Source organism: Streptomyces sp. NPDC030862 (assembly GCF_055571835.1).
In genome coordinates this window covers 47,575-63,401 of the sequence record NZ_JBVIEN010000004.1, presented here as the reverse complement: position 1 = coordinate 63,401, position 15,827 = coordinate 47,575, and the positions used below count along the sequence as shown (strand labels likewise).

Sequence of the window (15,827 nt, the reverse complement as noted above, 5' to 3'; positions counted from 1 at the left end):
CACGGGCGTTCAGGGCCGTACGGAGGAGGAGAGGGAGACCCGTGGGGGAAGCGGCACCGGAGACATCATCGGCACGGCCGGCACTGTTCGAGGCGAAGGACGTCTTCCTGTACCGGGCACCGCTGGCCCCGGAGACGGAGACGTCCGGTCCGTCGGCCGACGGGCCTCTGAGCCTCGGCGCGTGCGCCGCGGTGCTCGCCCGTGCCGCCGCCGACCCCCTGCTCGGCGAAGCGCTCGAACTCGCCTCCCCCAGCCTCAGCGCCCTCGTCCGCCGTGTCGCCGAGCACGGCCCCGAGGGCGTCAAGGCGGCCCGGCTGCGCCGGGCCGCGCTCGCGGTGGCGCGCTACGACATCAGGATGCGTACCCGCCCCACGCCCTTCGGGCTGTTCGCGGGTGTGGCGGCCGGGCACTTCGACTCGACCGCCAAGGCGACGCGCGGCACGTCCCACCGCACCCGCACGCACGTCGACCTGCAGTGGCTCACGCGTGTCGTGCACCGCCTGGAGAGCGACCCGGCCGTGCTGGCCGCGCTCACCGTCCAGGCGCACCAGGCCCTCGTCGTACGCGGGGACCGACTGGTCCTGACCGCGCCCTCCAACCAGGGCGTACGGCTCCCGGAGACCGGCGAGGGCCGCTCCACGGTGTCGGTGCGGCACACCCCCGTCGTCGCGCGGGCGGTGGCCGGGGCCGTGGCGCCGGTGCCGTACGAGGAGCTCGTGCGCCACACCGCGCAGGGGTTTCCCGGGGCGCCCGCCGAGCGGGTCCGGGGGCTGCTGGCGGAGCTGGTCCGCCAGGAGGTCCTCATCACCGCGCTGCGCCCGCCCCTGGACGGCGGTGACCCGCTGCACCACGTGCTCGGGCTGCTCGCGACCGTGCGGGGCGCGTCCGCCGGGACGTACCGCGTGTACGAGGGCCTGCTGGCGGTCGAGCGCGAGCGGCACGCGTACGACGCCCGCCCCGTCGGGGCCGGCCACGCCGAGCTGGGCCGGCTGCTGGCGACGGCGCGGGTGGTGGAGCCGGACGACACGCCGCTGCACATCGACACCCGGCTCGACACCGCGCTCCACCTCCCGTACTCCGTACGGGAGGTGGTCGAGCGGGCCACCGAGGTGATGTGGCGGCTGTCCCGGCCCAAGCTCGGGCTCTTCGCGCTGCGCGACTACCACCGCCGCTTCCTCGACGTGTACGGCGCCGACCGGGTGGTACCGGTCCTGGAGCTCGTCGACGAGTCGACGGGGCTCGGGGCTCCGGCCGGTTACGGCTGGCCCAACAGCGAGGCCCCGCCCGGCGAGCCGGACGATCCGCGCACCGCGCGCCGGGACCGTGCGATGGCGCGGCTGGTCGCGGGCGCGCTGCGCGCCGGGCGGCGCGAGGTGGTCCTGACCGACGCGCACCTGGCCGAGCTGCACCACGAGCGCCACGACCGCCCGGTGGAGGCCGACCCCGCCGACCTCCCCGGCTCCTGCGAGGTGACCGTCCAGGTCGTGGCCCCGTCCGTGGAAGCGCTGGACGACGGGGTGTTCCGGGTCTTCCTGGCGCCGTCGCCCGGTTCGCACCGCGCCGGGTCGACCTTCGCGCGGTTCGCGGACCAGGACCCGGCCTGGCGCGCGGAGTTCGCGGCGCTGCACCGTGACAACCCGGTGCACGTCGAGGGGGCGGTCCCGGTGGACCTGGCGTTCCGGCCGCGCTCGGGCCGGGCGGCGAACCTGGCGCACACCGTCCCGGCCACCGGCCGCCGCATCGCCGTCGGCGTACCCGACGTGCCGGGTGGCGGCGTCGAGGAGCTGCGGCTCGCCGACATCGGCATCGGCGCGACGCTGGAGCGGCTGACGGCCGTGCACCTGCCCACCGGCCGCGAGATCGTCCCGGTCCTCGGCAACATGGTGAGCGCGCCGGCCCAGGCGCCCAACGCCGTACGGCTGCTGTGGGAGATCGGCCTGGAGGGCCAGCGGCTATGGGAGCCGTGGAACTGGGGCGCGCTCGCCGACGCGCCCTTCGTGCCGCGTGTGCGGTACGGGAGGTTCGTCCTGGCCCCGGCCGTGTGGCGGCTCGAGGCGCTGCGGGACGCCGACGAGGGGGGCTGGTCGCGTGCGGTGGCCGACTGGCGCGCCGCCTGGGGCGTGCCGCGCCGGGTCCTGGCCGTCACGGCGGACCAGCGGCTGCTGCTGGACCTGGACGACGCGTTCCACCGGGAGCTGCTGCGGGACCAGGTCGCGCGCCGCCCGGACCTGGTCGCGCAGGAGGTGCCGGGCGAGTACGAGGGCTGGCTGGACAGTCCGTTGGCCGGGCATCTGGCGGAGCTGGTGGTGCCGCTGACGCGCCGCGACACCGGGGGGCCGCGCCGGCGCCCGTACGCGGGCAGCCACCGGCCCGCGCGGGCCGTGCACGGCCTGGGTGGCGAGTGGCTCTACCTGAAGCTGTTCGGCGCGGCGCGGACCCAGGACGACTTGTTGCGCGACCACGTTCCCGAGCTGGTCGCGGCGGCGGCCGGGCACGGTGCCGACGGCTGGTTCTTCATCCGCTACACCGACGAGGGCGGCCACCACCTGCGGCTGCGGCTGCACGGCCCCGACCCGGGGCGGCTGTGGGGCGAGGCGGCGCCCGCCGTGGGGGCGCTGCTGGCGCGGTGGCGGGAGCGGGGGCTGCTGCGCGGGCACGCCGTGGCCGCGTACGACCCGGAGGTGGAGCGGTACGGCGGCCCGGCCGCGCTGCGGCTCGCGGAGCGGGTGTTCCAGTACGACAGCGAGGCCGCGCTCGCGCTGCTACGGCTGGCGAAGGACCCGGGCAACGCGTACGGCGTCGACGATCTGGCCGTCGTCTCGTGCGCCGCGCTGGCGCACGCCTTCGGCCCTCCGGACCCCGGTCATCCGCTCCTCGCGGAGGACTGCGGTGACGACGCGGCGGCGGCCTGGCTGTCGATGACCGGCGGGCGCCGCGACCTGCCGGCCGCGTACCGGGGCCGCGCCGGGCACTGGCGGCGCACGGTCGATCCGTACGGCGGCTGGCCCGCGTTCACCGGCGGCGGGGACCCGGCCGGTGCCGCCGCGCTGGAGGCGCTGCGCCCGCGCGACGAGGCCGTGCGCGAACTGGCCCGCGTCGTACGGGAGGCGGGCGGTACGCCGGAGGGCCGGGTCGTGGGCAGCCTGCTGCACATGGTGTGCAACCGCCTCTTCGGCGGGGAGAGCGCCCGCGAGCTGACCGTGCTCGGCATCGCCCGGGGCGCCGTACAGGATCACCTCAACCGACGGAGGCACCGGTCATGACGACAGCGGTCGGTACGGCGGAGGCCGTGGAGCGGGTGGCGGGGCAGCTCGCCGACCCGGAGCGGGTCGCGGCGGTCGCCTCGCGCGACGACAACCGGGACCCGGTGTACGACGCCGTGATGTGGGGGCCGTTGACGCTCGCGAACGGGCTGCCCGGCACCGCGCTACTGTACGGCGAGCTCGCGCGCGCCGACGAGGCGTGGCGGCCGGTGGCCCACCGGCATCTGGCGGCGGCCGGGCGGGTGATGAACACGGCGCCGAACCGGGGTCTGTTCTCGGGTCCGGCCGCGCTGCTCGCCGCCGCGCAGACCTGCGCCGGGCCGGAGGGGCACTACGCCGGGCTGCGCGGGAAGCTGGCCACCTGGCTGGCCGAGGACCAGCTGGACCGGCTGGCGGTGTTGCGTACCCGTACCGGGCCGGGCGTGGAGTGGGCGGCATACGACCTGATCAACGGCGTCTCCGGCACGACCCGGCTGCTGCTGGACGCGGCGGCCGATCCGGCGGAGGCGTCGCCGGTCGTCGCGTCGGCGCTGACCGCGTCCCTCGGGCACCTGGTGCGCCTGACCGAGCCGGTACGGGTGGACGGGCAGGAGGTGCCGGGGTGGTGGGTGCCGCCGGAGCTCCAGGTCAGCGAGCGGGACCGGCGTGACTATCCGCGCGGGGACCTCAACCTGGGGATGGCGCACGGTATCGCGGGCCCGCTGGCGGTGCTGTGCTCGGCATACGAGGCGTACGAGGCGTACGAGGCGTACGAGGCGGGACGCGAGGTGAAGGGGATGCGTGCGGCCGTCGAGCGGATCGCCGACTGGCTGCTCGGCTGGACGCTGCGCGACGAGGCGGGCCCGTACTGGCCGGCCCGCGCGGGCCTGGAGCACGAGGTGGCGGAGCGGCGCCCGAGCGCGCTGTTCACGCGGACGGCGTGGTGTTACGGCACTCCGGGCGTGGCCGCGGCGCTGCTGCGGGCCGGGCGGGCGATGGGGCGGCCGGAGTGGTGCGCGGCGGCCGTAGAAGGGCTGCGGGCGGCGCTGCGGCGCGACGAGGCGCTGTGGGCGATCGAGGGCGCGACGGTGTGCCACGGCTACGCGGGCCTGTTGCGGATCGTGGCGCGGGCCGCGGCGGCGACGGGCGACGCGGAGCTGGTGGCGGGGCGGGAACGGCTCGTGGCCAAGGTGCTCGCGTGTGCCGATGAGGAGGCGCCGTTCGGGTTCCGGCATCTGATGCGCTTTCCGGCGGCGGCGCGTTCACCGGTGCCGCACCGGGCCGTGGACACGGCAGGGATGCTGGAGGGCGCGGCGGGTGTGGCGCTGGCGCTGCTGCCCGTCGAGGACGGCGTACCGCTGCCGTGGGACCGGACGCTGGGGCTGGCGTGAGGGGCGCGGAGACGAGCGGGACGGGCGACGTGGCGCCGGCGTTCGAACTGGCCGACGTGGTCGTGCGCCATGGCCGGGTGACCGCCGTCCACGGGGTGTCGATGGCCTCTCCCCCGGGCCGGATCACGGCGCTGCTCGGCCCCAACGGCGCGGGCAAGTCCAGTCTGCTGGGCGTGTTGTCGACGGCCGCGCGGCCCGCCGCCGGGACGGTACGGATCTTCGGGCACGACGTGCGCGAGGCGCCGATGGCGGCGCGCCGGCGCCTGGGGCTGGTGTTCCAGGAGCGGACGCTGGACAAGGAGCTGTCGGTAGAGCGCAACCTCTGGTTCCACGCGCGGCTGTTCGGGATGCGGCGGGCGGACGCGCGGGAGCGGATCGCGCTGCTGCTGGACCTGTTCGACCTGGCGGACCGGCGCCGCCAGCCGGTGGAGGAACTGTCGGGCGGGCTGGCCCGGCGGGTGGAGATCGCCCGCGCCCTGCTGCACCGGCCCGGTCTGATCGTCCTGGACGAGCCGACCAACGGCCTGGACCCAGCCGCGCGCGCGACCGTCTGGGCGGACCTGCTACGGCTGCGCGCCGAGCTGGGCGTGACGGTGCTGTTCGCGACGCACTACATGGACGAGGCGGAGTACGCCGACGAGATCGTCATCCTGCGCGGCGGCCGGGTCGTGCGGCGCGGCGGGGTGGCGGAGCTGAAGGGCGCGCTGGAGGCGTCGCGGATCGTGGTGAGCTGCGCGGACGAGGAGGCGGCGGTGCGGCAGTTGCGGGCGGCGGGCTTCGAGGCGCTGGTCGAGCCGGGCGGGGTGGCGGTGCACTGCGCCGATCCGGAGGCGCGGATCGCGGCGGTGGTGCGGGCCCTGGACGTGCCCGGTCTGACCGTGTCCGTACGCCATCCGTCCATGAACGACGTGTACGTGGCGGCGGCGGGAAGCGCGTCATGAGCGCCGCGGGCGCGAGCGCGCCGGCGAAGGCGCCCTCCGTCCGGCCGTCGCTCGCCGCGATCGGTGTCATCGCCCATCGCGATCTGCTGCGGCAGGTGAAGCGGCCGGGGGTGCTGTTCAGCCAGGCCGTGCAGATCCTGTTCTTCGTGCTGGTGTACGCGGTCGGCTTTGACGGCATGATCGGCTCGGTGGACGCGGTGGGCGCCGCGCCCGTGCCGTTCAGCGCGTACGTCTTCCCGGGGATCGTCGCCATCCAGGTCGTCTCCATCGGGGTGGCGTCGGGGCAGTCGTACGCGTGGGACCGGGAGTTCGGGGTGTTGCGCGAGCTGCTGGTGGCGCCGGTGCCCCGCGTGTGCCTGCCGTTGGGGAAAGTGGTGGCGGGGGCCGGGACGGTGACGGCGCAGAGCGTGCTGATGCTGGCGTTCGCGCCGCTGATGGGCGTGGAGCTGACGGCCGGCCGGTTCGTGGCGGCGGTGGGGTGCTACGCGCTGGCCGCGACCGTGTTCAGCGTCATCGGGCTGTGCCTGGCGACCGTGATCACGCGGATGCAGACGCTCCAGGCGACGGTCCAGCTGGCCATGTTCCCGATGCTGTTCCTGTCGGGCTCGGTCTTCAGCGCCGAGGACGCGCCGCGGTGGCTGGCGTGGCTGATGTACGCCAACCCGATGACGTACGCCGTCGACCTGGCCCGGCAGACGCTGCTGGGCGGGGGCGGGCTGCTGCCGTGGTGGGCGGATCTGGGCGTGCTGGGCGGGATCCTGGTGGCGGTGCTGGCGCTGCTGCGGGTACGGAGCGGGCGGTGAGTACAGGGGCGGCGCCGGCGGACCGGCGGGTGCTTGCGGGGGCGCTGCGCTGGGTCGAGGCGCACGTGGAGTGGTTCGCGCCGGGCCGGTGGGAGGAGTTCCTGCCGCGGCGGCCCTTCCGGCCGGGTCCGCTGCTGGAGTTGCTGGGGCTGGTGCGGGTGCTGGACCGGGCGGGGGTGGTGGCGAGGGAGGCGCCGCTCGCGCGCCGGGCGCTGGACCTGGCGGAGGAGGCCGTCGCGGAGGCGGAGTTCGGGCGGGGGCTGCGCCGCGGTGACGAGCTGTTCCCGTACCACCTCAACCTGGTGGCGCTGCTGGAGGTGCTGGGCCGGCCGCAGCCGGGGCCGCGCGCGGTGTGCGAGGAGCTGCTGGCGGCGGACGCCGGGGGCCACTGCCGGGCGTACAAGCCGGTGCTGGGGCGGCTGGAGCTGCGGTACTTCGCCGACCGCGGCGGTTTCACGGCTCCGGCGCGGCTGCCGGACCTGGGGACGCTGTACCGGGGCAGCGTCGCGGCGCTCGACCCGGACGTGCTCCAGCTGACGGCGAGCGAGACGTACGCCCTGACGCACGCGCTGTTCTACGCCACGGACTTCGGCCACCGCCGGGACCTGTTGGGCGGGGCCGGGGAGGTGGCGCGGCTGCGCGGGGCGGTGCGGGTGCTGCTGGGCGCGCAGCTGGTGCGCGGCGGGCTGGACCTGCTGGCGGAGCTGCTGCTGTGCGACACGGCGCTCACCGGGGCGTACGCGTGTGACGCGCTGGTGTACGACGCGTGGGCCGCGCTGGCGGGGGCGGCCCGGCCGGACGGCGCGGTGCCGAGCCCGGTGCACCGCCCGGAGGTGCTCGCCGGTCTGGACGGCGGCAAGGCGGCGGCGTACGTCTTCGGGACCTGCTACCACACGACGCTGGCCGCGGCGCTGGCCGCCGCCGTCCGTGCCGGGCCCGTCGCGGCCGAGCGGCCGCCGGGGTGCCCGCCGCTGCCAAGGGCGGACGCGGCGGGGATCGGCCGCTGGGCGCGCGAGGTGCCGGGGGCAGGCCCTGAGGTGTGGGCGCCGCTGCTGGCGGCCGGTGTCCAGGCGCGGGACACGGAGGTCGTGGCCGCCGTGCTGGGCGCGGCCCGGGGCCTGGGACACGGTGACGATCCGCTGGTGGGTGCGGCGGCGGCGCTGCTGTCGGCGTGGGCCGGACCTTGAGGTGACCGAAATCGGTCATTCCGTAGGCCGGTCGCGTGCGGGTGCGTACCGGGGGTAGCACCTGCGCGACATCGCCTCAGTGCGCTGGCTCCGCCGAAAGGATCAGCACCGTGGCCTCACGCCGCCGTACCCACCGAAGACGCGTCGTCGCCTTCGCCGTCGCGCTGGCCGCGGCCGCCGGGACCTCGCTCGCGTTACCGCCGCAGAGCGCGGTCGCCGCTCCCCCGAACTACACCGGGGACCCGGTGCACTACTGGAACGACGTGCTGCTGCAGCTCATGCGCACGCGCGGCGGCGCCCCCGGTCCGCTGGCCCGCGCCGCCGCGATGCTGAACGCCGCGATGTACGACGCGGAGAGCTCGTACCGCCTGCGCTGGCACCGGATGACCTCGGAGCCGTACATCGCCGCCTCGAACTACGCGGCCTGGAACGAGGGCCCGGGTGAGGAGGAGCGGGTGGTGGGGCGCACCGCCTACAACATCCTGCTGGGCCTCTTCCCCGAGCAGAAGGCGTACCTCGACAACAGGTTCACGCAGCGGTTCGGGACGCAGCCGACCGACTTCGACCTGCTGGACACCACCGTGGTCAACCAGATGGTGACCCAGATGCGCAACGCCCGCGCCGGTGACAAGGCCGACGACCAGCGGGTGTACACGGCGGAAGGGGTGCCCGGCGCGTGGCGGCCGACGAGCTACCCCGATCTGCCCGACCCGGGCTGCGACCAGGCGAGCGAGGCGGCCACGCCGCGCTGGGGCGAGGTGAAGCCGTTCGCGCTCGGCTCCGGCGCGCAGTTCCGGCCGCCGACGCCGGGCATGTACGGCACGTACGAGAAGATGCTCGCGAGCCCCGCGTACAAGAGCCAGGTGGACACGGTGCGCAGGCTGGGCGCGGCGAACTCGGCGGAGCGGACGGCCGACCAGACGGCGATCGCCTGGTTCTGGGCGAACGACCTGGACGGTACGTACAAGCCGCCGGGGCAGCTGCTCCAGCACACCAAGGAGGTCGCGCAGGCGCGCGGCCTGAACACGTACCAGAACGCGCGGCTGTTCGCGCTGGTGTCGATCGCCATGGCCGACGCGGCCATCGCCGAGTGGGACGTGAAGTACCTGACGCCGATCGACCTGTGGCGGCCGGTGTCCGCGATCCGGGACGGGGGCCTCGACCCGGCGTGGAAGCCGCTGTCGGCGAACCGGGCGGGGGTGAACACCACGCCGTGCTTCCCCGCGTGGGCGTCCGGGCACGCGGCGTTCGCGGGCGCGTGGGCGGGGATCATGCAGCGCTTCTTCGACGGTGACGGGGTGAGTTTCAGCCTGACGACGGAGGACCCGCACGCCCCCGTGCGGACGCGGTCGTACACCAGTTTCAGCCAGGCGGCGCGCGAGAACGCCGACAGTCGCGTGTACCTGGGCGTCCACTACCCGTGGGACGCGACGGACGGGCTGAAGCTCGGCGAGGACGTCGCCGCGCACGTCTTCACCACGAAGCTGAGGGCGATCCCGTCCTGACGGCGCGCCGGTGGGGGGGGTGATAACCCGCTCATCCCTCGCCGGCGGTGCGGCCGTGGCCCTGGCCGTGGAGGAACCGGCGCAGCCTGCCCAGCGGCCAGGTGTTGATGACGTCGTCCTTGGTGAGCCAGCCGCGCTGGGCCGTGCCGATGCCGTAGCGCAGGTAGGGCAGGTGGGTGACGGCGTGGGCGTCGGAGTCGACGGCGAACTTCACGCCGTACCGCTTCGCCCGCAGGATGTCCTCGTCGCAGAGGTCGAGGCGATTGGGGTGGGCGTTGATCTCCAGGGCGGTGCCGGTGCGGGCGCAGGCTTCGAAGACCGCGTCGAAGTCGGCGTCGATGGGCGGGCGTCTGCCGAGCTGCCGGGTGGTGGGGTGGCCGATGACGGCGATGTGGGGGTTCTCGCAGGCACGGACGAGGCGGCGGGTCTGGGCCTGGCGGCCGAGGGTGAAGTGGGAGTGGACGGAGGCCACGCACAGGTCGAAGCCGGCGAGGAAGTCGTCGGGCCAGTCGACGGTGCCCTCGGGGCCGATGTTGAGCTCGGTGCCGTGCAGGAGGCGCATCCCGTGGTGGGCGCGGTCGAGTGCGCGTACGCGCTCGCGCTGGGCGAGGATCTTCTCCTTGGTCATGCGCTGCATGGCGAGGTCGGGGGCGTGGTCGGTGACCGCGTAGTAGGCGTAGCCGCGTTCGGCGGCCGCGGCGACCATGTCCTCCAGCGGGGCGAGGCCGTCGGTGAGGTCGGTGTGGGTGTGCAGGTCGCCCTTGATGTCGCGTTCCTCGATGAGGTCGGGGAGGTCGCCGCGCAGTCCGGCGGCGATCTCGCCGCGGTCCTCGCGCAGGGTCGGCGGGATCCAGGGCAGGCCGAGGCGGGCGTAGACGTCCTCCTCCGTCTCGGAGGCGATCTTCTCGCCGCTCCCGGCGTCGAAGAGCCCGTACTCGGAGAGCTTGAGCTTGTGGCGCACGGCGATCTCGCGGGTGCGGATGTTGTGGGCCTTGCTCCCGGTGAAGTACTGCAGGCCCGCGCCCCAGGAGTCGGGCGGCAGGACGCGGACGTCGATCTGGAGGCCCTTGGTGGTGCGGAGGGAGGTCTTCTTCTCGCCGTGGGCGAGGATCTCCGCGGTGTACGGGAGGCTCGCGAGGGCCTCCATGAACGGCGCCGACCGTTCGGCCGCCACCAGGACGTCGATGTCGCCGATGGTCTCGCGCATGCGGCGCAGTGACCCGGCGTAGCAGCACCCGGCACAGCCGGTGACGCGGGACAGCTCGGAGACGAGCTGTTCGGCGGTGTCCATGGCGGAGTCGAGGAGGATGCGGTCGCTGGCCTTCTGCATCAGGGCGATGCCGTGGAGGATGTTCTCCTCGGTCTTCTCGCCGAAGCCCTTCAGGTCGCGCAGCCGCTCCTGGTGGAGGGCGTCGAGCAGCTGGTCGACGGAGGAGACGCCCAGCTCCTCGTAGAGCACCAGGGCCTTCCTGGGGCCGAGCCCGGGGATGGTGATCAGCTCGCGGACGCCGGCGGGGATGGCCTCGCGGCGCTCCTCGACGGCGGAGACGTGGCCGGAGGCGAGGTACTCGGTGATCTTGTCGGCGATGGACTTGCCGACGTTGGGGATCTCGCGGAGCTGCTGGGCGTCGAGCGTGGAGACGTCGCGGTGGTACCCGCCGACGGCGCGGGCGGCCTTCTCGTAGGCGCGCGCCTTGAAGGCGTCGCCTCCGGTGATCGCGATGAGGTCGGCGTACTCCTGGAGCAGCGACTGGACCTCGTCGTTGACTCGGGCCATGACTCCAGGATGCGACGGCCGGGCCGGTCAGGCGAGGGGGGAGCCGTGGGGTGCCGCGGACCTGCCGCCGACGACGACGGCCTGGTAGTAGATCCAGGCGATGCCCTGGCAACGGGTGCGCAGCTCACCGGAGTACGTCGCGCAGACGCGGTTCATGTCGGCGTGGAAGGCGTTGTCGAGGCGGGGCTTGTTGGCCGGGAAGGCGCCGGCCGCCTTGTAGTTGCGGTAGCCGAAGTCATGGCGGGCGCAGGCGTCCTTGAACGGGAAGCCGAGCGGGTTCTCGGGCGCGCCGGAGCAGTAGTCGGTCGTCCAGTCGAAGGCGTACGCGCTCCAGGCGGCCTGGTTCCTGCGGGCGGCGTCCCAGGCCTGGTAGCTGCTCAGCGCGGGCTGGGTCCAGGCGGCGAGCACCCGCGGTTTGTCGGCGGGGACCGCCGCGGCGTCGGTGGCGGGCAGGAGGGCGGCGGGGACGGCGAGGACGACCGCGGCGAGCGGTCCGGCGAGCGGTCTGGCGACGGGACCGTTGAGGCGACGGCGCATGGGGGCTCCGAGTGGGGGGAGCGGGCCCGGAGGTATCCGGCTGAGGTGAGCTTCACCGGCGCCGGCCAACGCTGAACGCGGATGGCGAGTTGACGCCAGGTCAGGCCCGCGCACCATCGAGGTACGCGCCCCGGCCCCCGCCGCCAAGGGGTCTGGGGGCGGGGGCCGGGGAGGAGGGGTCAGATGACGCCCTGGGCGAGCATGGCGTCGGCGACCTGCTCGAAGGCGGCGATGTTGGCGCCCGCCACGTAGTCGCCGGGGCGGCCGTGGCGCTCCGCCGTCTCGTACGCGGTGTCGTGGATGCGCCGCATCACCCGGGTCAGCTCGTCCTCGACGCGCGCCGCGGGCCACGCCTCGCGGGAGGCGTTCTGGCGCATCTCCAGGGCGCTGGTGGCGACGCCGCCCGCGTTGGCCGCCTTGGCGGGGCCGAAGGCGACGCCCGCGTCGCGCAGGACGCGCACGGCCTCGGGCGTGGTGGGCATGTTGGCGCCCTCGGAGACGGCCTTGACGCCGTTGCGGACCAGCGTCAGGGCGTCCCGTTCGGTGAGTTCGTTCTGGGTCGCGGACGGCAGCGCCACGTCGGCGGGCACGTCCCAGACGCTGCCGCCGGCCACGTACCGGGCCGAGCCGCCGCGGCGGGCCGCGTAGTCGCCGACGCGGCCGCGCTCGACCTCCTTGACCTGCTTGAGCAGGTCGAGGTCGATGCCCTTGTCGTCCACGACGTACCCGCCGGAGTCCGACACGGTGCGCACCACCGCGCCCAGGGCCTGGGCCTTCTCCACCGTGTAGAGGGCCACGTTGCCGGAGCCGGACACGGTGACCTGCTGGCCGGCCAGGTCCTCGCCGCGCTTGCGCAGCATCTCGGCGGTGAACAGCACGTTGCCGTAGCCGGTGGCCTCGGTGCGGATCAGCGAGCCGCCCCAGCCGGTGCCCTTGCCGGTGAGCACGCCGCCCTCCCACCGGTTGGTGATGCGCCGGTACTGGCCGAAGAGGTAGCCGATCTCGCGGCCGCCGACGCCGATGTCGCCGGCGGGCACGTCGGTGTGCTCGCCGAGGTGGCGGTGGAGCTCTGTCATGAACGCCTGGCAGAACCGCATGACCTCGGCGTCCGACCGGCCGCGCGGGTCGAAGTCGCTGCCGCCCTTGCCGCCGCCGATGCCCAGGCCGGTGAGGGCGTTCTTGAAGATCTGCTCGAAGCCGAGGAACTTGACGATGCCGAGGTTGACGGAGGGGTGGAAGCGCAGGCCGCCCTTGTAGGGGCCGAGGGCGCTGTTGAACTCCACCCGGAAGCCCCGGTTCACCTGGATGCCGCCCCGGTCGTCCTGCCAGGTCACGCGGAAGACGAGCTGCCGCTCCGGCTCCGCCAGCCGCTCGACCAGCCGGGCCCCCCGCAGCTCGGGGCGGGCGGCCACGACGGGCGCAAGCGTCTCCAGCACCTCCCGTACGGCCTGGTGGAACTCCGGCTCGCCGGGGTTGCGGCGGAGGATGTCCGCTTCGACGGACTCGAGCCAGGCGGTCGTGGCCTGGAGGGCGGTTGCGGTCGATGGCATGGGCGGGGCTCCTGTGGTGGGACGGGGACGGAGGGGTACGGCGGGTACGGCGGGGCCTCGGCAGGGGTACGGGGCGTCGGGCCGAACGGTTCAGACGGCGAAGGACGCCATCCAGAGGGGTGACACGGCCGGGCCGGCGCCCGGAGCGCCGCCGGTGTGGAGCAGTTCGGCGTGCAGGCGCCGGAGTTCGGGGGACGGCTCCAGGCCGAGTTCGGTGTCGAGGATGCGGTAGAGGTCGAGGTACGCCTCCAGGGCCTCGGCGCGACGGCCGGCCCGGTGCAGGGCGGAGATCAGCCGGCCGTGGAACCACTCGTTGAGGGGGTAGTCGTGGACCAGGGCGCGCAGTTCGGGGATGACCTCGCGGAGGCGGCCGAGCCGGTCCTCCGCCTCGATGCGCAGTTCGAGGGCGCGGATGCGCAGTTCGCTCAGATAGACGATGCGCCCTTCGAGGACCTTGCCGGCGGGGACGTTGGACAGGACGGGGCCGCGCCACAGGGTGAGCGCCGCGCACAGGTCGTGGGCGGCCGCCTCGGGCCGGCCGTCCTCCAGGGCCGCGCGGGCACCGGTGACGAGCCGTTCGAAGACGGTGATGTCCACGTCGTCCGGGTCCACCTCCAGCGCGTAGCCCGGGGGGCGGGTGACGAGCGGCTGGTCCCCGCGCGAGCCGAGGCGGTGCTCGTTGAGCATGCGCCGGGCCTGGTGGACGTACGTCTGCACGGTGGCGGGCGCGCTGCGGGGCGGGCAGTCGCCCCACAGTTCCCGGATGAGGGAGTCGACCGGGACCAGTTCGCCGGGCCGGGTGAGGAGCAGGGCGAGGGTCTGGCACACCTTGGGGGTGGTGGGGAGGTGGACGCTGCCGTCGTCGGCGACGATCTCGAACGGACCGATGAGGTTGAACCGCACGTCTCATGCTCCTGTCCTGGCGCGCTGCCCCGTGGTGGTGGATCCGGACGCCCGTAAGAACCGGGCGTCCGTCTCCGATTGTTCGCCGGGGTGCCCACTGCGGACCCATCAGAGGGGAACAGGACCACCCGTCGATGTGGCCTGCCGTATGAGGGCGTCCCGCACGATGCCGGCCACTTCGGCGGTGCGCTGGTCGAGGTAGAAGTGCCCGCCCGTCAGCACCTTCACCTGTGCGGGCGCCGTCGTGTGTGCGCACCAGCCGACGGCGGCGTCGACGGGCACCACCGGGTCGCGGTCGCCGACGAGGACGGTCAGCGGGGTGTCGAGCGGCGGGCCGGGGCGCCAGGTGTAGGTGCCGATGGCCCGGTAGTCGGCGCGGAGCGGCGGCATCACCATCTCCAGCACGTCGGGGTCGTCGAACACGGCGCCGACCGTGCCGCCGAGGCGGCGGATCATCGCGAGGATCTTCTCGTCGCTGTCGAGCCGGTCGGTGTCGTCGCCCTGCGGGGTGGGCGCGAACCGGCCCGACAGGAACAGGTGGCAGGGCCCGGGCACTCCGCGCCGGTCCAGTTCCCTGGCGAGTTCGTAGGCGAGGACGGCGCCCATGCTGTGGCCGAAGAACGCGTACGGGCGCGGCGTGTCCACCGCGGCGGCGCCGGGGGCGAGTTCGCGCTCCACCTCGCCGGCGAGGGCCTGGACGAGGCGGCCGATGTCGTCGACGGGCGGCTCCGCGCGGCGGTCCTGCCGGCCGGGGTACTGGACGGCCAGGACGTCGAGATCCGGGGTCAGTTCCCGCTGGAGGCCGAGGTAGGCGCTGGCGGCACCACCGGCGTGCGGGAGGCAGACGAGGCGTACCCCGCTGCCGGGCGCCTCCGCGCCGAATCGCCGGAACCAGTCGCTGGCCATATCGTGCTCCCCTCACCGCTCTGTCACTCGCCCGGATGAGGGCTCACCCGGCGAGACCTGGGCAAGCCTCCGGCACAGCGCTTGTGCGTCACGTGAGATCGCCTGGCGGCAGACCGCGGAGTGACCGCATGATGAGCGGGGCATGACCGGTACGACGGTTTCCGCTTAGCTGAGGAGCGATTTGTACGCATCGAACCAGGGGGTTCCAGCCAGGTTACCGTCGGGCTAACAAACCGCCCGTGCGGTTTCCTACACTGGCTTTCCGCGCCCCTTTCAGCCCGACCACTGTGACCACGGAGCACGACATGACGAAACAGGAGCGGGCGGCCCGTACGCGCCAAGCGCTGATTCGTTCCGCCGCCGAGGTGTTCGACCAGGAGGGATTCGCCCCGTCCTCCCTCACGTCGATCAGCCGCCGCGCAGGTGTGAGCAACGGTGCACTGCACTTCCACTTCGTCAACAAGGGCGCCTTGGCGGAGGAGGTGGAAGTCGAGGCGATGGCGGTCCTGCGCGGCATCGCCTCCCCCTGGAGCGAACACGGGGACGTGGGCGGCGGCCTGCAGACCCTGGTGGACACCTCGCACGCCCTCGTGGCGCGGCTCCGGCGGGACGTGATCCTGCGGGCCGGCTTCGGGCTGAGCGCGGACGCCACCTGGAAGAGCCGCTCGGACCTGCGGCAGTACTGGGTGGACTGGGTGGACGAGGGCCTGTCCCTCGCGGCCCGCCGGGGCGCGCTCGCCGACGGCGTGCGGCCCGAGGACGCCACGACGGTCGTCGCCGCGGCCACCGTCGGGCTGGAGGCGCTGGGCCGGACGGACCCGCGCTGGTGGGACCGGCACACGCCCACCGGCGTGTGGCGGCTGCTCCTGCCGCGGCTGGCGTCGGAGCAACTGGCGGACCGGGTACGGGCGGAGGGCGGCGAGGGGCCGCCGGTCCCGGAGCCCGTCTGACGCCCGCCGGGCGCGTCACCACAGCAGCGGGGGGGGGGCCCCTTGGGAAGAGGGGGGGAGGTCACGTTTTTGTGGGGTCTGGCTTTTCTTTGGTGTCCTCTTTTTTCCTGCTATCTTCTCCTTTCTTCTGGCGGG

12 protein-coding genes are annotated in these 15,827 nt (G+C 74.3%); 7 read left to right on the top strand and 5 right to left on the bottom strand.

Annotated features, from left to right (window positions below; genetic code table 11):
• Window positions 1-41: 41 nt before the first annotated feature.
• The 6 genes from ACZ42X_RS12160 (at window position 42) to ACZ42X_RS12135 (ending at window position 9,069) form a co-directional block, all read left to right on the top strand.
• Entirely contained in the window at window positions 42-3,263 is a 3,222-nt protein-coding gene (locus ACZ42X_RS12160; protein ID WP_468287595.1) for a lantibiotic dehydratase, read from the top strand.
• Window positions 3,260-4,633, top strand: coding sequence for a lanthionine synthetase C family protein (locus tag ACZ42X_RS12155; RefSeq protein WP_468287592.1), 1,374 nt, complete (start codon window positions 3,260-3,262; stop codon window positions 4,631-4,633). Before ACZ42X_RS12160 ends, ACZ42X_RS12155 begins: the two co-directional genes overlap by 4 nt.
• Window positions 4,630-5,574: an ABC transporter ATP-binding protein gene (locus tag ACZ42X_RS12150; protein ID WP_468287589.1), complete on the top strand. Its 945-nt coding sequence runs from the start codon at window positions 4,630-4,632 to the stop codon at window positions 5,572-5,574. The genes ACZ42X_RS12155 and ACZ42X_RS12150 overlap by 4 nt, the downstream gene beginning before the upstream one ends.
• Window positions 5,571-6,377, top strand: a complete 807-nt coding sequence (locus ACZ42X_RS12145; protein WP_468287586.1) for an ABC transporter permease — start codon at window positions 5,571-5,573, stop codon at window positions 6,375-6,377. Before ACZ42X_RS12150 ends, ACZ42X_RS12145 begins: the two co-directional genes overlap by 4 nt.
• Window positions 6,374-7,564, top strand: coding sequence for a DUF6895 family protein (locus ACZ42X_RS12140; RefSeq protein WP_468287583.1), 1,191 nt, complete (start codon window positions 6,374-6,376; stop codon window positions 7,562-7,564). Before ACZ42X_RS12145 ends, ACZ42X_RS12140 begins: the two co-directional genes overlap by 4 nt.
• 110 nt (window positions 7,565-7,674) lie before the next feature.
• The gene (locus ACZ42X_RS12135) at window positions 7,675-9,069 is read left to right on the top strand and encodes a vanadium-dependent haloperoxidase (RefSeq protein WP_468287580.1); all 1,395 of its coding nucleotides are present in this window, start codon (window positions 7,675-7,677) and stop codon (window positions 9,067-9,069) included.
• A 31-nt stretch (window positions 9,070-9,100) separates the two neighbouring features.
• Here the strand turns inward: ACZ42X_RS12135 and polX are convergent, their stop codons facing one another.
• The 5 genes from polX to ACZ42X_RS12110 all read right to left on the bottom strand — a co-directional run bounded on the left by polX (window position 9,101) and on the right by ACZ42X_RS12110 (window position 14,742).
• The gene (gene polX / locus ACZ42X_RS12130) at window positions 9,101-10,846 is read right to left on the bottom strand and encodes a DNA polymerase/3'-5' exonuclease PolX (RefSeq protein WP_468287577.1); all 1,746 of its coding nucleotides are present in this window, start codon (window positions 10,844-10,846) and stop codon (window positions 9,101-9,103) included.
• Window positions 10,847-10,873: 27 nt separating this feature from the next.
• Window positions 10,874-11,383, bottom strand: a complete 510-nt coding sequence (locus ACZ42X_RS12125) for a phospholipase (RefSeq protein WP_468287574.1) — start codon at window positions 11,381-11,383, stop codon at window positions 10,874-10,876.
• A gap of 179 nt (window positions 11,384-11,562) precedes the next feature.
• Entirely contained in the window at window positions 11,563-12,933 is a 1,371-nt protein-coding gene (gene gdhA, locus ACZ42X_RS12120; RefSeq protein WP_468287571.1) for an NADP-specific glutamate dehydrogenase, read from the bottom strand.
• Between the two features lie 90 nt (window positions 12,934-13,023).
• Window positions 13,024-13,836, bottom strand: a complete 813-nt coding sequence (locus ACZ42X_RS12115) for an AfsR/SARP family transcriptional regulator (RefSeq protein WP_468287568.1) — start codon at window positions 13,834-13,836, stop codon at window positions 13,024-13,026.
• Between the two features lie 108 nt (window positions 13,837-13,944).
• Entirely contained in the window at window positions 13,945-14,742 is a 798-nt protein-coding gene (locus ACZ42X_RS12110) for a thioesterase II family protein (RefSeq protein WP_468287566.1), read from the bottom strand.
• A gap of 305 nt (window positions 14,743-15,047) precedes the next feature.
• Here ACZ42X_RS12110 and ACZ42X_RS12105 point away from each other — a divergent pair, with 305 nt between their 5' ends.
• On the top strand, window positions 15,048-15,692 hold the full coding sequence (locus tag ACZ42X_RS12105) for a ScbR family autoregulator-binding transcription factor (RefSeq protein WP_468287564.1): 645 nt from the start codon (window positions 15,048-15,050) through the stop codon (window positions 15,690-15,692).
• Window positions 15,693-15,827: the final 135 nt, after the last annotated feature.